This window comes from Paenibacillus sp., assembly GCF_048976745.1.
Lineage (GTDB): Bacteria > Bacillota > Bacilli > Paenibacillales > Paenibacillaceae > Paenibacillus.
On record NZ_JBHGUU010000024.1, the window covers coordinates 301944 to 325830 of the forward strand.

Genomic DNA, 23887 nt, shown 5'->3' on the forward strand with positions numbered 1-23887 from the left:
ATCGGCTTCCCTTTGTTTATTCCGATTCTATTATGTTGGATTACACGCAGAATGCTTTTGTGATGATAACCAACAGAATGAACAGTACCAAGATTGCACCAGTGTTAGTGAACATATTGTATCCACCAACGCCGCCTACTCCGCCTACATTGCCCCCACAGCCATATCCAACTTCGCTCATGTGATTGCCTCCTCTTCATCAGGTATACCCTAACATATGACGTTTCCAGTGGAATGAACCGGGCGAACAGGCAACATTCGTTAAATGGTTGTCTGTCTGTATCTACCTGAGTGGATCAGCCTTTGCTACTTCCTGTTCTTTGCAGAGATCTATATGTCGGAGTCCGAATGAACCTGGATGCCTTTTTCCTTGCGGTACATGATAACAAGTAATCTCCAAAATTCATAACTGCCTTTGTCATTCATAATAAACGGTCGATAATAATCAAATGCTTGCTGCGCCCATGTGGGACAATCCATATTGGAAAGTTGCTGCTGTTGCTGAATCCATCCCCCTTGAATCTCCAGCGTTTTCTGCATGGCTTCAACTATTCTCTTCTGCTCAGTGGTCATCGGCGGATCCTCCTGTTCCTGAGTCACAGTTCCGTATTCGGCCTCCAGATATGCACCAGGTTCCGTCACACCATCTTCGCTGGCTGTATACCCGTAAGAGGGCGTACTTGTTTTACGAATCTCATAATGTACATGCGGTCCAGTACTCTGACCGGTGCTTCCCTGATTCCCGATAAGCTGACCTCGCTTCACTCGCTGTCCAACAGTTACAGCAATACGCGAAAGGTGAGCATAACAATGCAAATAACCTCGATGATCTTGAAGGGCAACTGTAAGCCCGTAACCGCCGAATCCGGAGCCTGTAACTCCTTCGGAAGCAAAACGTACCCTACCTTCCATGAAGGCATAGACGGGACCATTCCAGGGCTCTGTCACGAGGTCAATTCCGCGATGAAATGTCTGTCCACCATGAATGGGATGAATGCGATAGCCGAATGAACTTGTAATCCGATATCCCTCGAAAGGGTTCACGCTCATACACTCACATCCTTTTCTATCATTAGATGCTTAAATCTATGAAATGGCTTGTGCTATTGGTCTTATTTTATTACAAAAAAACACCACCCAGAATAACATTGGGGAAAACCTTGTGGCTCTCCAACGTATTTTCCAAGCGGCGTATTATGCTACTATGATTACTCTATCAGTTACATATATTATGTTTTTAGTTCAACCACTACATACTCCTAATTCAGAGGTCTGTATATGACACCTAACTGATCGATTTCCTGCCCTGCTCTTCCATAAAATCCGGCTATATACCAACCGGCTGGTGCCTCAAGTTTAATTTGATCCGATGTCTTTTGTCCGCCTTCAATTTTATTCCCATGATTGGTCAACAACTCCAGGTGAAAGATCCGTTTATTTCCATTTCGCGTCCCTTGACTAATGGTTGCCTCGGTTAAGTACTCTCCGTCTGCCAAGTTAAGTGTGGCAATGTTTGATTGACCACCATGTGTCAGATTCGTTCCATCCCTGTACAGCGTTGAAATCCCGTCTACACGATTGCCCGAGTTAAGCACCACTGAACTAGGTCTGGACTCCGGAATATGATCCAGATCATTAAAACCGGTCCCCCCAGATCCTCCAATCGTTGAACTTAGTTGGTACTGAGAAGATGTGCTGTACAAGAATTCCGCTGTAATCGGATAATGATCAGAGAGTTGCTTTCCACTCGGATCAACAAACGTTTGATTTTCCAAACGATAACTCTGTGCATTAAGGGACACCGCTTTACTTCCGCGATACAAAATTTTATCGACTATTTCATAGTTCGGGCCATGTATATCGCTTGCATCCATAAGAGCATCCCCATCAGCTGGAATGCTTCCACCTCGAATCAAATCGATCCACGGATCTCTTAATCCATTCTCAGACATGAGCAACTCTATATTGTCAGCCGCACGGGTGTACCGTGTATTGGTATCCCCAAATACGATAACCGCGTTCCCGTCCGAGTGCTCCTTGATGTAATTGGAGAGTTGTCTGATATTATCTCGTCTGGCCTCAAGCGATTTATCATCGCTCCCTGCGTCTGCATGCAAGTTGTACACGTCCAGTTTCACCTGAGGTGTGATCTCATATGTAGCTGCTGTAAATCCTTTCGGAGTTAATTCATCACTTCCATTGTCAAAAAGACCGGATCGCTTATCCCAGGTAATACGCTTCAAGTCACGGAATGGAAACTTGGACAGACTGTTCAACCCACTACCAAAACCTGCAATTCCGCTTGTTGTCGTTAAATAGGGCAGAGTGACCTGGGATATCAACTCATTATGATAATTAAAATCCTCTTGCACATTAATGATGTCATATTCATTTAATTTGGGAGATATCTGAACGGTGTACTCCTTGGGATTGGAACTGGATACCAAATCGGGAAGACCACCTACATTATAACTAAGCACGTTGAATGAACCGGATACCGTCCCACCTTCTGCTGCATTCGCCGTTGATAAAAATAACGGAGAGCTCGTAAAGGCAACAACAGCAGACAATATTATCGCTGCTCCCTTTTTAACTATATTTCTTCGCATCATATCCCACCTCATATTAGAATCTATTCAAATATATGTAACATTCATTAAGGGAAGAATAAATCTGTTCTATTCATTTGTATAATCTAATAGTTCGGTCAGACATATCTGACCCATTGATCCCATATACCACTTACTCATCATCTTTTTTGGGCAACAAAAAAAGATCAAGGGAATATCTCCCTTGATCTTTTTTATATTCATAAGCGATCAACTGAACCCTTCTGCCACTTAATATCAACAGTCAGGTTCAACTTCACAGCTTCAAAAGGCGCTGTATCGGTATTAACCAATAGAGCCTTCCATTTCGAATTTGATCAATCTATTCATCTCAACGGCGTATTCCATTGGCAATTCCTTCGTGAATGGCTCAATGAAGCCCATGATAATCATCTGTGTAGCTTCTGCATCCGTCAGACCGCGGCTCATCAGGTAGAAGAGTTGATCCTCGGATACTTTGGATACCGTAGCTTCATGCTCCAGCATGATGTTATCATTCATGATTTCATTGTAAGGAATGGTATCCGATGTGGACTCATTATCCAGAATCAGTGTATCACACTTGATGTTGGATTTCGCGCCCTCTGCCTGGCGTCCGAAGGAAGCCAAACCACGGTACGTTACTTTACCACCATGTTTACTGATGGACTTGGATACTATCGTAGATGTTGTATCCGGAGCCAAGTGGATCATTTTCGCACCTGCATCTTGGTGCTGGTTTTTACCGGCAACAGCGATGGAAAGTACGGAACCTTTAGCTCCACGGCCTTTCAGTACAACCGCTGGATATTTCATCGTCAGTTTGGAACCGATGTTACCATCGACCCATTCCATTGTTGCATTTTCTTCTGCAACCGCACGTTTTGTAACGAGGTTGTAGATGTTTGGTGCCCAGTTTTGAATCGTTGTGTAACGAACACGGGCATTTTTCTTACAAATGATCTCAACGACCGCACTGTGCAGTGAGTTCGTGCTGTAGATCGGAGCTGTACAGCCCTCTACATAGTGAACAAAGCTGTCTTCGTCCGCAATGATGAGTGTACGCTCGAATTGTCCCATATTCTCGGAGTTAATCCGGAAGTAGGCTTGCAGAGGCACTTCACATTTAACGCCCTTAGGCACGTAGATGAAGCTTCCTCCGGACCATACCGCACTATTCAATGCAGCAAATTTGTTATCTGCTGGCGGAATAACTGTTGCAAAATATTCGCGCAGGATTTCCGGATGCTCTCTGAGAGCCGTATCCGTATCCATGAAGATTACACCTTGGTCTTCCAATTCCTTTTGCATGTTGTGGTATACAACCTCAGACTCATACTGAGCCGATACCCCTGCCAGGAACTTTTGTTCTGCTTCAGGGATACCCAATTTGTCAAAGGTTTCCTTGATTTCAGAAGGAACCTCTTCCCATGTTTTCCCTTGTTTTTCAGAAGCACGAACGTAGTACTGAATTTCATTGAAATCCAATCCATCGAGATCTCCGCCCCATTTTGGCATTGGCATCTTTTCGAATTGTTTCAAGGATTTCAGTCGGAATTCCAACATCCATTCCGGTTCGTTCTTAATCCGGGAAATCTCGGTAACGACTTCTGGTGTCAGACCTTTACCGGTTTGAAAGATGGATTTGTGCTCATCGCGAAAACCATATTTATACTCTTCCATTTCTGGTGCTTTTTTAGCCATCTTGCTCTACCTCCCTATCGTTATTGTACTTTGTTCTCTTCGTCAATCCCTTTGCGTAATGCATTCCAGGCCAGAGTGGCACATTTGATGCGTGCAGGGAACTTATTCACACCGGATAGGGCTTCGAGATCTTCATAATCGTCGAAATCGACTTCTTCACCTTTCATCAGTGAGGAAAAACGGTTAGCGATATCGAGTGCCTGTTCCATCGTTTTGCCTTTGACGGCCTCCGTCATCATTGATGCAGAGGACATGCTGATGGAGCAGCCTTCACCCGTATATTTGGCTTCCTGAACGATTCCGTCTTTCAGCAAAATTTGCAGTGAAATCCGGTCGCCGCACGTTGGATTGTTCAAATTCACCGTGACAGCGTCATTATCAAAAGTTCCGCGGTTTCGCGGGTTTTTGTAGTGGTCCATTATAACACGTCTGTACAGATCATCAAGTTGCATCGCCAAAATACTCCTTTGTCTGGATTAAGGCGCTGACAAGCCGATCTACATCTTGTTCGTTATTGTATAGATAGAAGCTGGCACGAGCTGTTGAGCTAACTTCAAGCCAGCGCATTAGCGGTTGACAGCAATGGTGTCCGGCACGAATGGCTACACCACTCGCATCCAGTACGGTTGCGACATCATGCGGATGAACATCCCCCAGATTAAAGGTAACAACACCCACATGCCGCTTCGCTGGGCCATAGATGGTTAACCCATCGATCTCGGCCAGACGTTCCGTTGCATAAGCTGCCAGCACACTTTCATGATGTGCAATCTCATCCATACCAATCTGCTCCAGAAAATCAATGGCAGCTCCCAATCCTACCGCACCTGCGATAATCGGGGTTCCACCTTCGAACTTCCAGGGAAGCTCTTTCCAGTTGGATTCGTATAGACCCACATCATCAATCATTTCACCGCCAAACTCAATGGGTTCCATGGACTCCAGCAGCGCCTTTTTGCCGTAGAGTGCACCGATTCCGGTTGGTCCGCACATTTTATGACCAGATAATGCATAGAAATCACAGTCCAGATCCTGCACGTCCACCTTCATATGAGGTGTGCTTTGTGCGCCATCAACAACGATGACAGCACCATTGCGGTGTGCAATTTCAGCAATTTGTTTCACGGGATGGACCAGCCCCATTACATTGGATACATAAGCGATTGCTACAATTTTAGTATTGTTCGTAATCGTCTTCTCGACATCAGCCAATTCAATATGACCGTCAGGCTGAAGCGGGATGTATTTCAATGTTGCACCTGTCTCCTTGGCAACCTGCTGCCAAGGAATCAGATTACTATGGTGCTCCATTTGCGTGATAACAATTTCATCGCCTTCTTTGCAATTGGCGCGGGCGTATGACGAAGCCACCAGATTCAGGGCTGTCGTTGTCCCGCGGGTAAAGATAATCTCCTGTGTACTGCGGACATTGATAAACTTGGCTACCTTCTCACGTGCGCCTTCGTAAGCGTCGGTTGCACGGCTTCCAAGGGTATGAACACCGCGATGTACATTGGAGTTCTCATACTCATAATAATGTTTGACTGCTTCGATCACAGCGCGAGGCTTCTGTGAAGTCGCAGCACTATCTAAATATACGAGCGGGTGTCCGTTAATTTCCTGGTGGAGGATCGGGAACTGCTCGCGAATGGACGGGTTCATTGTCCCAGCTTCTTCTCAATCAGGGACTGCAATTGGGTGCGCAGTGCTTCCAAAGGAATATCCGCCACCACCGGAGCCAGGAAGCCATAGATGATCAGGCGTTCGGCATCCGTACGGTTAATTCCGCGCGACATCAAGTAATGAATCTGCTCGGCATTGACTTGACCAACAGAAGCCGCGTGACCTGCTGTTACATCATCCTCATCAATCAGAAGGATTGGGTTGGCGTCTCCACGTGCTTTGGGGCTCAGCATCAATACTTTCTCTGTCTGCTGTCCATCAGCTTTGGTAGCGCCTTTCTCAATCTTCGTGATCCCGTTGATGATTGCAGAAGCTTCTTCACGCATAACTGCACGTGTAATCATCTGACTTGGCGTATTCTTACCGAAGTGACGAGCTTCTGTGGTGTAGTTGATTTTCTGCGAACCGGAACCTACAGCGATGACTTTGGAGTCGGAACTTGATCCATTGCCTTTGAGCACAGTCATCGTGTTGCTTGCTGTATCGCCATTGTTCATTTCACCAACTATCCACTCGATCGAAGCATCATTTTCCAAGACTGCACGACGGAATGAAACATCAGTTACATTCACACTCAGTTGATGAACCGATGCAAAACGTACTTTAGCACCGGATTTTGCGAATACTTCCACAACACCATTATGGAAAACAGGTGCGGACAGTTCGCCGGATACATAGTTATCCACATAAGTTACTGAGCTGTTTGCTTCTGCAATCACAAGCACGTGAGGTGCAAACGTTGCAGATGCATCATCGGTAAGCAACACTGCTTGCAGGGGTACTTCGATTTCGACATTTTTCGGAACATACAGGAAGACCCCGCCATTCCAAAGTGCCGCATGTAACGCAGCAAGGGAATGCTCATCTGCTTTCACTGCTGTGTTCAGATATGGTTTTACCAAATCGCCGTGTTCGCGAACTGCTGTAGCCAGATCCGTGAAGATAACTCCTTTAGCTGCCAAATCAGCAGACACTTTGGAGTACACCGTACCGGAATTGCGCTGGATAACCAGACTGCCTTCCGCTTGATCCTGAACCAGATCTTTGATAGAAGCAGGTACTTCTGTCAAAGAAGAAATAGCTTCACTTGTTTTATATGTTCCGTACTCGCTGACATTCCAGCGTTCAATTTTTTGTTTTTCCAGTTTAGGAAGCGCAAGCCCACTCGCAAGCTTCAAAGCTTCGAGTCTCTGTTCGGTCAACCAGCCGGGTTCATTGTTGCTTTCCGACAAGGCGCGAAGCGCTTCAGATTCAACCGGAAGAATTGTTTGTGTAGTCATTGATTAATCCTCCTCCGTTTTGTCTTTACGCTTCTTGACCTACAGTTTCGTCTGTAATTCCCAGCTCTTCCTTAACCCAATCATATCCTTCAGCTTCCAGACGGTGTGCCAGTTCAGGTCCGCCGGATTTCACGATACGACCTTGCATCATAACGTGTACGTAGTCAGGAGTAATGTAGTTAAGCAGGCGTTGATAGTGAGTGATGATCAAGAAACCACGATCTTCGCTCTTCATTGCATTTACACCGTTTGCCACGATTTTCAGAGCATCGATGTCGAGACCGGAGTCAATTTCATCAAGTACTACGATTTTCGGATCAAGCAGCATCATTTGCAGAATCTCGTTACGTTTTTTCTCACCACCGGAGAAACCTTCATTCAGGTAACGGTGAGCGAACTCAGGGTTCATGTCGAGTTCTTTCATTTTACCTTCCATTTGACGAATGAACTTGATCAGGGAGATCTCGTTGCCTTCGCCGCGACGTGCATTAATTGCACTACGCAAGAAGTCGGAGTTAGTAACACCAGCGATTTCACTTGGATATTGCATAGCCAGGAAGAGACCTGCACGTGCACGCTCATCTACTGCCATATCCAATACATCTTCACCATCAAGTGTAATTGTACCGTCAGTTACTTCATATTTCGGATGGCCCATCAATGCAGAAGCCAGAGTTGATTTACCTGTTCCGTTCGGACCCATGATTGCGTGGATTTCTCCACCTTTCATTTCCAGGTTGATACCTTTCAGGATTTCCTTACCTTCGATCGTCGCTTTCAGACCTTCAATGACGAAATTCGTAGCCATGTGTATTGTTTCCCTCCATTGATTAAATTGATGTTTGCTGTCGAAAACGAAAAAGCGCCTATTATATCTGAACAGGGCTTCCCCTGAATTTCTCTTGTACTCGATTCCTTTAAAGCAAGAACACTTTAGAATAATTCTAAACTGATTCTCAATGATAATCAAGCTATTTCCTAAGAGTGTATATTCCTTGCAGGAAACATTATTCTTTCTGATTCTATAATAAATACCAGATTGAATCAAATGAGAAAACATCTCCCGTCGAGATGGACAGTGAGAAAAATCACAGAAAATCAAGCTTTTATCGTATCTGCTACACACTAATCTAAAAAAAGGACTTATCCATATTATGGACAAGCCCCTTCATTAATAATATTACAATTTGAGCATCTCGTTAATCTTCTGTACCTGTTCGTCAAAATCCGCAACGTCCACCACCGGCGTCATTTCGCGCGGCACCGGACCATTCGGAATAGAAATCCATGAACGACAACCATTATATTCAGGCAGTACGGGGATTTCCATCGGTTCTTTCAAAAGGTACACACGTAAAATCAATACATGGAGTGGATCTTTCCGTTTCCATTTCAAACGGTCTTCGGCAAAATCCGCTGTCCACATATGAAAGTCAAGAAGTCGATCCAACATCTCCTGATCTCGTATCTCCAGATCCTGTGTTACTTCGGCATATGCAGTAATACGGATTGTCGAAGCTTCGGGCACCCATTCGGCCAGTGATTCTTCAACATAGGATTGATCCGAGGACTTAATCAGTTCTTTACGCTGATGTTCATAAGTCGGATACAGGTAAAACGCCGGACTTTTCAGCTCAAAATGTCGGGTTTCCTCTACAATCCCACCTTTGCGCATCACCATAATTTGGCGACCCGTTTCCAGTGCTTTGATTGCAGAAGCCCATTCTTTTAAAGCCGGTATCGTTGGTTCTAACATAAGCGGTTCCCTCCCCTATCGTTCTTGTCAGCAGTATAGACGCTCAAGGCATTTCTGACAACCGATTGGGGAGCAGACGGCTTACGTAAGAAACATACCTATATTAGATTAAATTTTGGCTGTATTAACCCAGGAAAGAGCGAAGCATCCACATGTGTTTCTCAAGGTCAGCCTTGAAACCTGTCAGCATATCGGATGTCGGTTGGTCTTCAGCTGCATCCGCAACTTCGATACCTTCCTGATATTCATTCGAAAGTGTAGCGAAGTCCTCGATCAGGTTTTGCACCATGGTCTTCGCATCTTCGCCACCTGCTGCTTCCTGGATAGAGGAAAGCTCCAGATACTCTTTCATTGTAGCCGCTGGGCTACCTTTTAGTGTCAGAATACGCTCCGCGATTTCATCCATTTGCACGGTAACTTCGTTGTAGAACTCTTCGAATTTCACATGCAACGTGAAGAAGTTAGGTCCTTTAACGTACCAGTGATAGTTATGAATTTTGACATACAATACGTTCAGGTTAGCTACCTGACGATTAAGTACTTGTTCCACCGATTTTGCTTGATCTGTTTTGTTTTTTGTAGCCATATTAATCCCATCCTTTTATTTAAAATTAGTCTGTCATGCCGTGATAAGCAGGTTGTCCCGCAATGCATAACAGAGAGTTAACAATGTGTCACCGCTTGGTAGCGGAGAGGCTTATGAACAGCGTTTCTGTCAACTGTCCGGCCTATTTGTTTTTACCCTTGAACAGGAAGTTCGAATCAGGATCAACTTGGCTTGTCTCAAAAAAAAGTTCAAAAACCGCTCTATTTCCGATATACTGACATATACCAAGCAAAGAAGTGGGTTTTCCTGTTTCTTCATATATATGGAGGTGGCACCTTTGTCCCAATATCGCCCTTTAACCCCCCAGGATGCAATTGAACTGGCCAAAATATTACCGGGTCCATTTGCGGCAGATGCGAATCTGGATTGTCACGAGATCGGCGACGGCAATCTGAATTTGGTATTCCACATCACGGATCAGAACTCCGATAAAAGTATCATTATCAAACAGGCGCTTCCTTATGCGAAAGTGGTTGGAGAATCATGGCCGCTCTCTCTGGTACGTGCCCGCATTGAACGTGAAATTCTTCAGGAAGAGTACCGCCTGTGTCCGGGGATGGTACCCGAAGTGTATCATTACGATGATGACCTTGCGTTAACAGTTATGGAAGATCTGAGTGATCATGTGATCATGCGCAAAGGCCTTATCGAAGGTGTTTCCTATCCTCTTTTTGCAGAGCATATTGGGGAATTCATGGCAAGAACGCTGTTCTTCACATCCGACTTGGGCATGGATCAGCAATTGAAGAAGGAACAACAGGGCAGATTCATTAATCCGGACCAATGCAAAATAACGGAAGATCTGATCTTTGATGAACCCTACCGGATCGCTGAAAAAAATAATTATGATGTTTCCATTGAAGATGAAGCTGAGGCCCTTCGCACGGATGGAGAGCTTCACCTTGAAGTGGCCTTGCTGCGGGAAAAATTCCTGACACATGGTCAGGCACTGCTTCATGGAGATCTGCATACAGGCAGTATTTTTGTTACACCTGAATCGACCAAAGTCATCGATCCCGAATTTGCATTTTACGGACCCATGGGATTCGATGTGGGGGCAGTCCTTGCGAACCTGCTCTTGAATTACGCATCTCTGCCAGGACGGATTCAGGATGAGACTGCTTTGCGTGAGCGTGAAACGCTTTTACTGAAAATGGTTCGTGATGTATGGACTGAATTTGAATCCCGTTTCCGTGCCCTCTGGACTAATGATCTGGTAGATCCGATGGCAAAAGTGCCAGGGTACCAGGATCTGTATGTGCAACAATTGTTCAGAGATTCGATCGGCTTTGCAGGTACCAAAATGGTTCGTCGTATCGTGGGACTCGCTCACGTGGCGGATATAGATACCATTCCAAATGCAACTGAACGTGAACGTTCTCAGCGTAAATCATTGGCCATTGGCAAAGCGTTAATCAAAAACAATCGTCGCTTGAATACCATCGGTGAAGTACTGGATATTGTATCTACAGCTGTTACTACTACTAAGGCTTAACATAAGGAACGGAGGAACCACCCCATGACAACCCCTGAAAATCAGCCTCTGTCCTCTCTGGTCTGGAAAAAGGACAAACTTGAAATGCTTGACCAGCGTCTGTTGCCCGAAACTATTCTTATGCTGAAACTCTATACACCCGAGGAAGTATGGGAATCCATCCACTCCATGAAAGTACGCGGTGCTCCAGCGATTGGTATTGCTGCTGCATTTGGTGTCGTATTGGGTGCCAAATCATACTACGGAACAACTATTCAAGGCTGGCTGGATCACGTAAAATCCATATGTGCTCATCTGGCTACTTCCCGTCCAACAGCGGTGAACCTGTTCTGGGCACTGGATCGTATGATGCAAAAAGCAAATGATGTCGTTGAATCCGGCATGAGCCTGGAAGAGGGCAATGATGCTCTTGAAGTAGAAGCTCTGTTGATTCAGAAGGAAGACGAGGAAGTATGCCGCATGATCGGCGAAAATGCACTGCCCTTGTTCGAAGATGGTATGGGAGTACTCACTCACTGTAATGCAGGTGGACTCGCTACAGCAAAATATGGTACGGCAACTGCTCCAATGTATCTCGCACAGGAACGTGGTATTCACCTGAAAGTATTTGCAGACGAGACTCGTCCTGTACTTCAGGGTGCACGCCTGACTGCATTTGAGTTACAGCAAGCTGGCATTGACGTTACCCTGCTCTGTGATAACATGGCAGGCATGGTCATGTCCAAAGGTTGGATTCAAGCCGTTATCGTCGGAACAGACCGTGTTGCAGCGAACGGTGACGTAGCTAACAAGATCGGAACTTATAGCGTAGCCGTGCTTGCCAAGGCTCACAATATTCCGTTCTATGTAGCAAGCCCATTGTCGACGATCGACTTGTCTACTCCATCCGGAGATCTTATTCCGATTGAGGAACGAGCCGCGGAGGAAGTGACCGAAGGATTTGGCAAACGTACCGCACCGCAAGGTGTTAAAGTATACAATCCAGCGTTCGACGTAACGCCTAATGAATATGTAACAGCTATTATCACGGAAAAAGGCGTTGTTCGTGCTCCTTTCCAAGAAAATCTGGCTGCCTTGTTCGCGAAGGAAGAAGCTTAATTTAATAAGAGTATTCAAAAAAAAGTTCGTGTATAGAGCTAGTGGCTGCTGATGTGCCCGGCTCTGTATTAGAATGCTAAGACGCTAAAGAAGGGCTTCCCATATGGGGAGCCCTTTTGTTAGTGATTAGATCATTTTCAACAAAGCCTCTACACCCGTCATGCCAACCGTAATGCCCATGGCCTCGGCTTCTGTTGTCACCGACTCCATAGGTGCATGCAGCAACTGCTCCAGTGTACGCACACCAACCGCCCGAGCCGCAATAATTTTGCGATCCCCGAGCTTCTCATTAAGTAATCCCACATCGAGTGCTCCGCACATGATATATCCTTTGGATGTATTAATGGTCAACAACGTTGTTTTGGGCAGCTTGACTTCTACCCCAACCAATACATGCTCTCCAACTACAATAGGCTCCATCGTCACCATAATTTCCCGATCCACCTCCTCTTCCACAGGTCACGATAATTGTATGCCTCATTCTGGATTGTCGTGTGGACACCTGCCGTGTTTGAGAAAATGTAGGTACTTAAAGTTCGAATATATTGTTGGTAATTCTTCTCTCAGACTTAGATAGTAAAAATATGCTTTAGTTGAAATATAAAAAGCCACCTCAGAATTGAGGCAGCTCTCATAATAATCGTTAATATTTTTGAGCGTTTAAGTGTTTATCTCGGAGTTAACCACATTTGACAACATCCAATCAACTTCTCGAGTTTAGGAGTCAGAATTTAATTTAACTGATCAAATTCGGCCTTCCTTAAAACGTATACTCATCATTTTTCAATCGCCTTATCTCCGTTAACTCTCTTCTAATTCCCAGTACACGTCTATGAAGTACACTTCGATCTATTGATTCAGCCACCGACTTTTTGAACTGGACATCCAATTCACTTAATGGTTCCTTAGCTAGTTTCCTTTTATGTATTGGTTTGACTTGATGATTATTAGTTTCAGCCTTGATCCGCCTCAGTCTCTTTTGCTTCATAATCTGTTCAAATACGCTGTCTTCTTGACGCATGGTCTTCATTCCTTAATATGTGATGAACACATTGTATCATAACGAGAAGACGACTGTTACACAATAATGTACAGGTGCTTAGAGTCGGGCAAGAGCCTAAAACGCAAAAAAAAGAGGGTCAATGCCCTCTTTGATAGTTAACTCATTTTATAAAATGTAAAAATATGCTTGATTCCCTGGACTCTTCACCATCACTGTGGTCACTAAATCACTGGCATCCCGTTTACGGATACTTGCGATTGAATCTAAATCTTCATTCGCAATAACTCTTGGTAGGACATAAGCGGCCAGATCAGGCTTGGAAATCGTCATTTCAGTAGCTATCTCGACAATCTGTCTCACATCTAACGTAGACTGCATATCCTTCCACTCTCGCACCTGAAGATAGCCATCCAAGTATTCTCTTTCCTTGATACTAATGTGGCCATCCAAAACATCCATATACTTGACCTCAATGCTGGAAAGCACGTCAGGTCTGGAGATATAGACTTGTCCAGGCTGTTCTTCCAAATAAGGAATCTCAACACTGGCTGCCCTCTCATCATGATCTAAGGCTCTGACTTGAAGAACACTATTCAGATCAGGTTTATTAACCATAATTTCCGAAATCACGGTCGAATCACCGTCGTACATGACCGTTAGCGAAGAACCCAACGTTGAAGTTGCTTTTGTATAATTGGAGACTTCCAATGAAGCATGAAGATCAGGTATGGATACAATTAAACTCGTATCCCGTCCATCATCGAACAGCTGTGATATCGTTAACGTACTGACCAGAGACATTTGTCTATCTACCGTAATAACTGAGGGTAAGTCAGGATGAGACACTGCGATTTCTACAGTTTTTTCGTCGTCCAGACCTATTCTAACGGCAAGATTACCGTCTGTATCCATAGTTGTTCGTATAGCAGTAATGAACTGCGAATGAAGCTCGGGTTTAGAAACAGCAACCCATGTTTCCTTCTCTTCTGTTCTACTTTCAGCAATAGAAATGTTCGAATCCAGTTCCGCATCGATACGTTTAGCTACAGTCAGGTCTACATCGAGATCCGGACGGCTGACCGCGATGACTTGAGGTATATCATGATGCATGTGATCCTCATAGCGGTGGACGTACAACTGAGATTTGAGCCAATCCAGTCCAATATCACTGTGTACAACTAACGTTGAACTAATATCCTTACGACCTGCACCATAAATAAAAACTTCACTTTCGATTTCGGTTCGACCGATGGAATAGATCTGAGAAGTAATATATTTAATCTGCAAAACAGGTGGCTTGGAAGACTCACGAGTGTTGAAATATATTGGCGTGTTACCGCTAGACTGAATAATCATTCCAACATTTGAAAGAATACCTTCTCTCCACATTTGGAGTAATGCCATCATATCAAACTCAACATAACGTTCAGTCGTATCAATGATATAACTGGACGATAAGAGCTGTATGGACTGAGGTCTGTTCGCATACGTAATCCCGTACTCCCGCCACAGTGTATCCGGCTGATGCAGCTCAATGTGTGCTCCTGGTGCCAGGGTTCCTGTGTAATATAACCTCAATTTAGCTTCTTCCAAATGTAACAAATCGGGTATTCTGGTATCCAGATCACCGAAATGTATAAACGATTCGAATTGCTCCATCTCGTCTCTGCCGATCATCATACGCTGTGTATCACCAAAGTTGATCGTCTGCAAGTGAGTTTGACTTCGCGTGGTTGCATCAGCAACAGGCTTAAGATTAACAGTTACACGCGGTGCTTCCAGTAATTCATATTTGCCGTGTGCACGGTTATGTGGCCGAACGTACAACATGCCTTCAAGATCAACTTTGGATGCCGCTTGAATGGTTGCGCTCAGATCTCCTTGCGCCTTGTACATTACATATAGCGAATTGCTCAATTCCTGTGACCGTCTGACACGTACGGATACACTGGATACGATCTCGGACACTTTTCTTGTAGCAGCTATTAGGGTCGAAGACAGTTCTTCATCGACTTGATTGTAAAGAACATACTTTGCTGCAAAACGATTTTCAGGACTTTTAATATGTATAACACTATCTAATAGAGTCTCCTCGCTATTAATTACACTCACTTCCTGTCTCATTGTATTGAGAGCTACACCCGGTCAGCTGTGACCTTCATTTCAAAATTACCATTCGGGTTCGGCTTGGCATGAATATCCGTTGCGATACGAATATAAAAATCGATGCTATCCTCCGGCTGAATCAGACCATAGGTCAGATATTCGATCGGAAGAAACGGGTCGGCCTGTCTGGATAATTGGACTTCAACACCATCCGTTTCGAATTTCTTATCCATCTCTAGGTATACATGATCCACAGCATATCCAAGCAAGTTTTTGATTCTGACTCTCTTCGTTAACGTCGTCTGTCCGGCAATGATCACCCCATAATCAAGTTGTTTCAAAATACCGCCAAAGGTATCAGACAGAAAGTCTCCAGACTCATCCATAAACATTAATCCAGAATACGATCCGATAAACTGGGTTTCCCATGAGTCTACGGCACCCCAATAATCCTGAAATTCAACCTTCAATGTATTCTCTACACCAAAATGTACATTTCTCTCGTCAATATTGAGTTCAATATTGAATGGAGAAGCTGCGAGTCGCGTAAAATTGCCATCCGCAGGATAATACGTTTTACCGTTCAAAAACACGCGGTACTTAACCTTGCCTTGATCTGCATCCTCCAGCACACCTGTTAGTTTGTTACCAGAGAAGGTCAGATTGATAGTTGCTGTGGTGTTTAACAGTTGTAATGACATATCTCTTAATTCAACAGTATGACGCGGTGCATCAACGACCATCTTCACTTCGTCCAGCAAATAGCTGTTTTCATAATGCTTGCTGCTATCGAAGTAATAGGCGATTCGTGTAATACCGATTAAATCCTTTTCAGGGATCGCGTTGAGCGTGTCCAGATTCATTCCTTTTCTCTTGAATAGGGTTGTATTCTGAATATCCAAATCGAGCCACTTGTTGAAACGGTACGTTTTCCATGTCAGCCCCGAGTCGAACGAAGCAGCCATTCTTAATATACCTTCCGGGCTGTTCCCCGTTACTTTTGTAGCAATAACCTTTTTGACATCTCCATAGAGTGCCATGTCCGTTGGTTGCACAATTAATTGTTCAAACGGTAGCGCGTCATACGTTAGCATCATGTCCCGGGTTCCGGCAATAACCTCTTCATCATTCGTCCACGTAACCACGTCAAAATCTCCCTCAAGTTCATCCAATGGGGAGTAGTTAGCCGTGATATTCAGTTCCGCTGATGTTTTGGATGGATCGTCCGTGTAGTATAGAACATCAACGCTGTCACCCAACTCGTCGTAGAGGGTAAATGGTTCGGTTTCGATTGTAATCGTTGATTCGGTTTGATTTGGGTCATCGGTGTATTCGATGATTTTGATCTCTTTGTCTTCCCATTCTTCGGCTAGGGTAAAGGGATAAGTTTCAATGTTGAAGGATGCTTCTGTTTTGGTTGGATCGTCCGTGTAGTAGCATAGTTCCACTTCCCCTTGAAGTTGGGACCATGCGGATTCAGGTATGATGGAGATGTCGTCCATACCATAGTTTAAATAGTCCTGCTCGGTGGGTGAACCTGAAATCACTTGCCATTGTCCGCTTGCGTAATACTTGTAGGTTGAGCTATTTTGCACTAAATACTTATTGTCATAGACCCAATCCATAAATTCAATCTCATGGATATTGATTACTTCAGAGGTGTTATTTCTTGTTACCCGTACTCTATAGTTGAGATAGGCTTTAGTGGGAGCGATATTGAAAGTGACTTTTCTATTGTCTGTCCATGATGCGACTACATAATCATTTCTTGTGTCAATTAGATCCCATGTAACTGCATCATTACTTGCTTCCAGAACCCAAGATCGAGGTGGCGAGTTGTTTTCCAAGCAATATATCGAGTACCCTGCCAATTTTATAGAGGTTGGAAACCTGTAAGAAACCCATGTATTAGTGACACGATAGGTTCCGTAGAACGTACCTTGACTTCTATCAAAGGCTTTATAAGCGTGATATGCACCATTTTGACCATTGTAGCTTACTACCCCTGAAGGTGAAGTATACGATGTCATAGGTGGTACGATATTCACAAGCTTTGCCATAATCCCATCTCCTTTCTATAAATAGACAATTTCATTTTACTGATTTAAATAATTGATGCTTTTTTGATTGGCACTTTGTTAGTGTCGATTTTTTTCTTAAAAACTTTCCCTGAACCGATTTTTTCACTTTCTTTAACCAATGACCTTCTTTCGCTGAATTCATCCTCCAAATCAATAATCATTCCTTTGCTCATCCCATGTTCAAGAATACTTACTTCTGAACTTTCCACGGAGGTTATGAACCTTTCGGATTCATACATGCCAAAATCACCAATCGCCAAGAAGTCTCCAGCGCCTTGGTTGGCAGTAACATTAATTCTATATTTCTTGAATCCAACTTTATTCTTAAACCCGTAGAGACGGAACTCTTCTACAGTAAAGTTAGGCTCATTTATTCGGGTGTCAAGGATAACCCATTTCGTACCATCCCATCCTTCAAATGTCCAAGTTTTTGGAGGTCTGTTGACTGGAGTTGTTCCAGATTTTATGGAATATGCAGTTATCAGTTTGGCCTGTGGAAACTCATAGCTTAACCAACCCACCAAAATTCCACTAGCAGCAACCCATCCATTTGGGTCCACAATTCTATCAAATGCTTTCCAAGGATAAAATGTTGTATAAGTCGAACTTGCATCAACAACACCTGATGGAGCAGTGTTAGATGTCATTGCAGGTATAGCATTATCTTTGTATTTATTTGTAATGCTACAGTGCTTGCCGTCTGATGAAATTAAAAATTTATTAGAGTAAACTAAGTTGTATGCTTTAAATCCGGAAGGAACATTATGTACAAAGGGTCTTACACCATAATTAACTGTGACTGTTTTACTATTTGCACTAAATGAGCCTAGAGTAGGATAAACTTCTCCTAATTCTTTTACATTAGTGTGACTAATGCCCATACTAACACCATTCTTGAAAAACTCTAATGTCCCATTGTCAAGATCAAGTGCGACACCCACCACAGTCCCAATATCCCATACTGTACTGTATGCTGTATTTTCCGGATACTTGTTCCCACTGTTACCATAATAAGTTCTCCACATTGAGCTATCTGCAACAATATTCCCTGTTAAAAGGAATGATTTGTTGGATACCCCAATATGAACGTTTTTTACTCCTGCATCATATTTAACCTCCCAATACCATTTACCATTTGACTTACCATGTGTAGCACGAATAGCACGATAATCAGTTGAGGTGACTACGGTAAGGTTACCATTAGATAGAGTGAACCCTGAACCCATATCGTTTGGGTTTAATGTAACTGGGATTATTTCCATAAATGGAGCATCTCCTTCCCAAAAATAAATAGAACACATCGTATAGAGTGTTCTCGATTAGCCGAGGGTAATTTTATCTACTCGGCGTTTTGACATATGAATTATGTGTTCAAAGCTTTTACCTGACCCAAGCATAGTAGTTAATCTTATTAGATTTTTCTTTGTTTTTAAAATTTGATTGAATTCATTTATATCTTCAATACCTCGATCCAGAAAACTCGATTCGGTTGCGGATTCCATTTGAACTAGATAAGATGGTTTCATTTCAAACATTTCAAGTTCGTATACAGAAGGAAGAGTTGAACCTGAGCTGAGCGAAGTAATATAGAGCCTATAATATATATAAGATTTTCTGTTCGGAATAACATAATCCAATATACCACTAGCCCCTCCAACAATTGAGTGAAGAGTTTCATAGTTAATACCATTATTACTTCCTTGGAATTCATAGTTACGAGGATAATAAGTTGTATTGGTAACATAAAGCCTATACTTTACTATCACCTTTGGTTTTATGAATTTATACCCTATCCACTTTGGCATAGTACTAGGAAGAGTATTCCCTCCCCAATTAGTACTTAATCCACCATCAAATGCTTCCCATCCGAAAGTTGCATTGCCATTAGGCGAATTACTCACAAGCACTTCTCCTTCTGGAGTGGTATTGCTAGTCATTTTAGGTATAGAAGTCGTTTCTTGAATACCATCATTTAATAGAGAATAATATTTATCACCTAATGAAAGTAAAATTTTATTTTGAATTGTTATTCTATAGGGCATTAAACTTTTACCCATAAGTATGTCTATAGCATCCAACCTGAAAGTCACACTAAAATCCTTTATTATAATAGAATGTTCGCTATCTCTGAGTCCATCTATTTCAAAAAAAACAACCTTGTTATTGCTATTAACTGGACACATGTATGTTTTTCCATCTTGTTCTGAATCAATCATAACTTTAAATGAAAGAGCGCTTCCTATTAATCCACCAATTAATTTAAGAGAACTTCCCACAAAATTAAATCTAATTTCTGTATTAGTTTGAATTGTAGAATAGGTTCCTCCATGGTTATTGGAATTGGTTGATTGTGTGCCTATGTTAAAATATGTAATATTTGTGTCACGTTCATCAATACGCGAAAATCCTGTAGTTGGATTAGCTAATACATCCCCAACTGCCATATAATCATCTCCTTCCTAATTAATTATTGTTCTACAAACTAAAAGAATTAGAGCATTTTACACTACTTCACATTTACATTTGTTATTTCGAAGTATTTTTTCAGATTAATACTTCCTTTGAATAACTTGCCTGATCCTATCGATCCATTGACAGTCATATTCTGAACGAAATCTTCTTTTTTCCTATCTAGAACTGATAAATCATCCATTCCATCATTAATAAAAGAATCTTCTGATGGTAAAGTAACTGAAATTGTATTCCACATTGAAGGAATAGCAGGAACAGCTAATATTCTTTCCATCAGCTCAATTTGCCAAATTGAAACGTATGAGGAATCTCCGCTATTTAGCGTAACTCTTATCCGATAGGAAAGATAACTGTTAGTATTGGAAAAAGTGAACTCTTTCTTTTTATTCATTTCCCAACCTGTAGTGCCTGTTACAGTGTCAAGTGTAACCCATGATCCATCAGAACCGTTTGTGGTATCATTGCTACCTTCTAAAATCCAGTCTTTTGGACTTCTTGTGAGGACAGAAGTATTATCTGATGGGGGTAATATAGTATATTTGGTTATAACAATAGGCATATTAAATCTATAGCAAATCCACCCAGTTCTTGCATTACTTATCCAAACCATACTTCCCGAAGGTTTATCGCTAAAAGCTTGCCAAGCTTCAGATGTTGAGAAGTATCCGCTCGCACTTGCAAATCCACTAGGCGTGGTGCTTGATGTCATTGGTGGAATGCTATCGGTGGATGCATGTGTTTCGGGTATTTGAGGAGTTCCTGCGGCAAACCTTTTATACGACCCTTTATAGTTAATAAACGATCTGTTCATTGGAAGAGTTTCAACTTCAAACAAAGGTCTATATCCAGTATTTGAAGTTACAGTACTACTAGCGGCTGCATTGAACGCATTGACCGCACTTAAACCCTTCCTTGCTCTAGAAGATGAACTGGCTGTTACAGTTGTTGTTGTCCAACTGTATGCACTACTACTGTTCCAATTCCAAACACTATTATCTCCTGCCGAAATAGTGTTATTTAACGTAGATGTTACAATGTATTTATACCATTCACTATAATCATCATTAGATGTTATACTCCCTGTCAAAAGACGTGCTATGAAATTAAATTCTACCCTACCCATATCGACTGGAATACCAAAAACTCTACCATAGCTATTTAATTGATCCCACGAAACAAAGCTCTGGATGTTTCTATCCGCTATCAGAATATTCTTGTTGTTGAATTCATCTGCCATAATAAAGTAAAAGTCACCTTTATTGATTGCAGGTACAGTAGTAGAAGTTCTAATGAAGCCGTCTGTTTCTTTCCCAAGACCACTAAACACTCCCTCTCCACCATTTGAAGCCACAGCATAATTACATCTGATTCGCTTTCCAATCTCAAGTTCAGAAATAATTGTTACTTCATCTGGATGAAATAATCGACCATCAGAATCAATATCGATTGCATCAAGAGCCATAAAAGTAGTCGTTGATCCACTGGACTTATTCACCATTTCTATCCGATGCCTTGCTTTCCGTAATCCCACAATTTCAACCTGTAGTACTTGTGCAAGTTCTGATCCTAGTTGTGAATGAGTGCCATGCAATTTTCCATCAACGTAAATTTCAATTAAATCACTTCGATTGGTGTAACGTGCTCCAATAATTCTTAGCTTAGTTCCTTCAAAATCAAAGACAATTTTGTCGCCTATCGTTGAAGTGTAATTAGAGTACCCGTTGAATGCACCTGTACCAGCACCATTAGTGAAACTTCCAACATATTTAATTGAGGAAATATTGTCATCATATCTCTTCCATCCTGATTCTGGCGCTGTTAATCGAGATCCTACCACTGCTCTTACCAATCCAATATCCCTATCTTGATCGATATCAATGGAGTCAAACAAAAGTCTTGTCCTAGTTGCCCCTGAAACGGATGTATAGGGTAAGACTTTTATTTCAACGCTATGTTCACGATCTTCCAAATCAACTTTTTCATAAACAACTACAGTAGATGGAGTTCCGAAAGCAGTCTTAATGTTCCCCTGATTCACTCCATCAAGTATTAGTACAAATCCACTTGTGTCATTGTTTCCATATGCTTTCAAAAGAAGTTTTTTACCAGTAAAGTTAAATTTCATTGTATCGTTCGCTGTAATAGAGAACATACCAACATTATCAGTAAACTGATAGGAGCCTATAGTTGTTTCAAATCTCTCCCAAGTTCCTACATATGAAATTCCTGAGGAAATTGCATTGGATCTTTTCCATCCTGTTTGGGGCGTTGCTAATTGCTGTCCTACAGTTGCCATCATTACACCTCCTTATATTCAAATACAGGACGATACCCATAATTTGTATGAATTGAAGTCGAAAGTATTATTAGAGTCCCTTGAGGTGTAGTCATTCCTCTTGGCATTCTGTAATTAGAAACACTAAAAGATATATTCAACTCTGGAGTATCCTGTGTAAATGAATAACCGTTTTTCCAGTGAAAAACATCGTCTAGAGTTTTGCCAGCTTGAATTTTACCTATAGGGAAATTAACAATGTACTTGTCCCACTCGTTGATTCTAGGCCAAGCCCCAAAATTTAAATCTGTTTTTGAAGTAGACTTCTTTCCATCCGAATCAATAAAAGCCACTCCACCTGTAAGACTTCGAAATGTTCCGACATTATTGTCCATCAACTCTAATTCAGTTAGCGCAACATAGCCATTCAGACCGTTATTCTTGGTTATATTCAAACGGTAGTGTGTGAATTTTTGCGTGTTGCTAAAGGTATATAATTTTTTTTGTAAAGTTGTGAAATTTTCACCAACTCTTGTATCCAACACTGTCCAATTCAAACCATCATTTGAACCTTCGAATGTCCAATCTTTAGGGTTGATCTGTAAAGAAAATTGTCCTATATCAATCCCGGTCAAACTGTACTTAGACACTCTCTTCCCTTCTGGGAATCTATATTGAAGCCATCCTGTCTCTTTACTAGCTTGCCAAAACTTATTTCCACTATAAATTTGATCAAATGCTTGATAAGCTTGTTTTGTAGCACTTACCTCTGAACTTGCACTTGCTTCGCCATAAGGAGCAATATTGCTAGTCATCTTTGGAGTTAAAACGAAAGGATTCCAATCCGCGTAACCTTCTATTAACCCTCTTGTATTAAGAGCGTCCCAACTAACCATATTAAACACAACCCGGTCAGCCACAAGAATGCCTTTATTAACTTTGACAAGATAAAAAACTCCAGTTTGTTGAGTGGTTGCATCAAATCCATTCAAAGGTACTTCATTAGAATTGGAATAACCAAGATCATAAAATGCTGTTGATGCGCTTATTGTTGCTAAACGTATAGCACTACATACAATATAGTCGCCAATCTCCATATCACTTATATTCGATCTCAATACGCCTGTCGTGGCTGGAACTGCCATAAATTCACCCCTTACTTACTCTGATTCGATCTACTTTTTTAAATTTCATATTTTCAACCTTCTGTCTTAACAATATCCCTGTTGGAGTATCCGCTGCTCGTTCCATGTTCAATTGATATGTCTTCTTTAAGCCTAGTGAACCCGCGTCACTTTCAATAAAAGGATTACTGTATTTCCCCTTCTCCTTGAAATCATCTATGTAGAAATTCGAATATTCCTTCTCAGCAAAAATTTCAATTTTCACCTTCGCATACTTTGCTGGAGATTTAGGAGCAGTCACATCTGCTATGATTTCCTCATACGCCCCCCACTCAAAGCCATCCTCAGATGTAGTCCAGTAGATTTTGTATGATGCCCCACCCATTACGTCTACATTTGCAGCCACACCTTTAAATGAAGCGATCTTATCCTGAATCCGAATGGGAGTGGACTCCCAAGATCCATTAGCTGTATAGATTGAATTTCCGTCAGCGTCTTGGCTCAACACTCTTAATTTCAACTTTTGATCCTCAACTATCGTATCTTGAAAAACACCAATCGATAGATCTATATCCAGTGCAATTTCTTGAATCGCCATACTCTCACCACCTATCT

20 protein-coding genes are annotated in these 23887 nt (G+C 42.3%); 2 read left to right on the plus strand and 18 right to left on the minus strand.

Translation table 11 applies throughout. The features are described from left to right. Window positions 1-40: 40 nt before the first annotated feature. From ACE3K2_RS27255 to ACE3K2_RS27300, 10 genes are all read right to left on the minus strand, one after another. Entirely contained in the window at window positions 41-181 is a 141-nt protein-coding gene (locus tag ACE3K2_RS27255) for a hypothetical protein (RefSeq protein ID WP_017689533.1), read from the minus strand. A 149-nt stretch (window positions 182-330) separates the two neighbouring features. Continuing rightward, window positions 331-1050, minus strand: a complete 720-nt coding sequence (locus ACE3K2_RS27260) for a M23 family metallopeptidase (protein WP_421897507.1) — start codon at window positions 1048-1050, stop codon at window positions 331-333. Window positions 1051-1259: 209 nt separating this feature from the next. Further along, on the minus strand, window positions 1260-2612 hold the full coding sequence (locus ACE3K2_RS27265) for a jacalin-like lectin (protein WP_421897510.1): 1353 nt from the start codon (window positions 2610-2612) through the stop codon (window positions 1260-1262). A gap of 282 nt (window positions 2613-2894) precedes the next feature. Continuing rightward, window positions 2895-4292, minus strand: coding sequence for a Fe-S cluster assembly protein SufB (gene sufB / locus ACE3K2_RS27270; RefSeq protein ID WP_421897513.1), 1398 nt, complete (start codon window positions 4290-4292; stop codon window positions 2895-2897). A 20-nt stretch (window positions 4293-4312) separates the two neighbouring features. Then, window positions 4313-4744 carry a Fe-S cluster assembly sulfur transfer protein SufU gene (sufU, locus tag ACE3K2_RS27275; RefSeq protein WP_017689537.1) on the minus strand — a complete coding sequence of 144 codons (432 nt, stop codon included), beginning with the start codon at window positions 4742-4744 and terminating at the stop codon, window positions 4313-4315. Then, window positions 4734-5954 carry a cysteine desulfurase gene (locus tag ACE3K2_RS27280; protein WP_421897517.1) on the minus strand — a complete coding sequence of 407 codons (1221 nt, stop codon included), beginning with the start codon at window positions 5952-5954 and terminating at the stop codon, window positions 4734-4736. Before ACE3K2_RS27280 ends, sufU begins: the two co-directional genes overlap by 11 nt. Continuing rightward, on the minus strand, window positions 5951-7255 hold the full coding sequence (gene sufD, locus ACE3K2_RS27285) for a Fe-S cluster assembly protein SufD (protein WP_421897520.1): 1305 nt from the start codon (window positions 7253-7255) through the stop codon (window positions 5951-5953). The genes ACE3K2_RS27280 and sufD overlap by 4 nt, the downstream gene beginning before the upstream one ends. Before the next feature lie 25 nt (window positions 7256-7280). Next, a complete protein-coding gene (gene sufC, locus ACE3K2_RS27290; protein ID WP_062833524.1) occupies window positions 7281-8063 on the minus strand; it encodes a Fe-S cluster assembly ATPase SufC in 783 nt (260 codons plus the stop codon). A 372-nt stretch (window positions 8064-8435) separates the two neighbouring features. After that, window positions 8436-9011, minus strand: coding sequence for a DUF1802 family protein (locus ACE3K2_RS27295; RefSeq protein ID WP_017689541.1), 576 nt, complete (start codon window positions 9009-9011; stop codon window positions 8436-8438). Between the two features lie 124 nt (window positions 9012-9135). Continuing rightward, window positions 9136-9597, minus strand: coding sequence for a Dps family protein (locus ACE3K2_RS27300; RefSeq protein ID WP_017689542.1), 462 nt, complete (start codon window positions 9595-9597; stop codon window positions 9136-9138). Between the two features lie 298 nt (window positions 9598-9895). On the opposite strand from ACE3K2_RS27300, the gene mtnK reads away from it, so the two are divergent. Together mtnK and mtnA are read left to right on the plus strand one after the other, a co-directional pair. Then, window positions 9896-11113 (plus strand): S-methyl-5-thioribose kinase, encoded by a 1218-nt coding sequence (mtnK, locus tag ACE3K2_RS27305; protein WP_421897525.1) that lies wholly within the window; start codon window positions 9896-9898, stop codon window positions 11111-11113. Between the two features lie 24 nt (window positions 11114-11137). After that, on the plus strand, window positions 11138-12211 hold the full coding sequence (gene mtnA / locus ACE3K2_RS27310) for an S-methyl-5-thioribose-1-phosphate isomerase (RefSeq protein WP_421897528.1): 1074 nt from the start codon (window positions 11138-11140) through the stop codon (window positions 12209-12211). 126 nt (window positions 12212-12337) lie between these two features. On the opposite strand, the gene ACE3K2_RS27315 is transcribed toward mtnA, so the two are convergent. The 8 genes from ACE3K2_RS27315 to ACE3K2_RS27350 all read right to left on the minus strand — a co-directional run bounded on the left by ACE3K2_RS27315 (window position 12338) and on the right by ACE3K2_RS27350 (window position 23870). Then, a complete protein-coding gene (locus ACE3K2_RS27315; RefSeq protein WP_017689545.1) occupies window positions 12338-12640 on the minus strand; it encodes a YunC family protein in 303 nt (100 codons plus the stop codon). A gap of 739 nt (window positions 12641-13379) precedes the next feature. Further along, a complete protein-coding gene (locus tag ACE3K2_RS27320; protein WP_421897531.1) occupies window positions 13380-15326 on the minus strand; it encodes a DUF7594 domain-containing protein in 1947 nt (648 codons plus the stop codon). A gap of 23 nt (window positions 15327-15349) precedes the next feature. Beyond that, on the minus strand, window positions 15350-16945 hold the full coding sequence (locus ACE3K2_RS27325; RefSeq protein ID WP_421897534.1) for a hypothetical protein: 1596 nt from the start codon (window positions 16943-16945) through the stop codon (window positions 15350-15352). 479 nt (window positions 16946-17424) lie between these two features. Further along, window positions 17425-18663: an SPRY domain-containing protein gene (locus ACE3K2_RS27330; protein ID WP_421897537.1), complete on the minus strand. Its 1239-nt coding sequence runs from the start codon at window positions 18661-18663 to the stop codon at window positions 17425-17427. A 57-nt stretch (window positions 18664-18720) separates the two neighbouring features. Beyond that, a complete protein-coding gene (locus ACE3K2_RS27335; RefSeq protein WP_421897540.1) occupies window positions 18721-19845 on the minus strand; it encodes a discoidin domain-containing protein in 1125 nt (374 codons plus the stop codon). A 62-nt stretch (window positions 19846-19907) separates the two neighbouring features. Then, window positions 19908-22172, minus strand: coding sequence for a hypothetical protein (locus ACE3K2_RS27340; RefSeq protein WP_421897543.1), 2265 nt, complete (start codon window positions 22170-22172; stop codon window positions 19908-19910). Beyond that, window positions 22172-23293 (minus strand): discoidin domain-containing protein, encoded by a 1122-nt coding sequence (locus tag ACE3K2_RS27345; protein WP_421897546.1) that lies wholly within the window; start codon window positions 23291-23293, stop codon window positions 22172-22174. Before ACE3K2_RS27345 ends, ACE3K2_RS27340 begins: the two co-directional genes overlap by 1 nt. 4 nt (window positions 23294-23297) lie before the next feature. After that, window positions 23298-23870, minus strand: a complete 573-nt coding sequence (locus ACE3K2_RS27350; RefSeq protein ID WP_421897549.1) for a hypothetical protein — start codon at window positions 23868-23870, stop codon at window positions 23298-23300. Window positions 23871-23887: the final 17 nt, after the last annotated feature.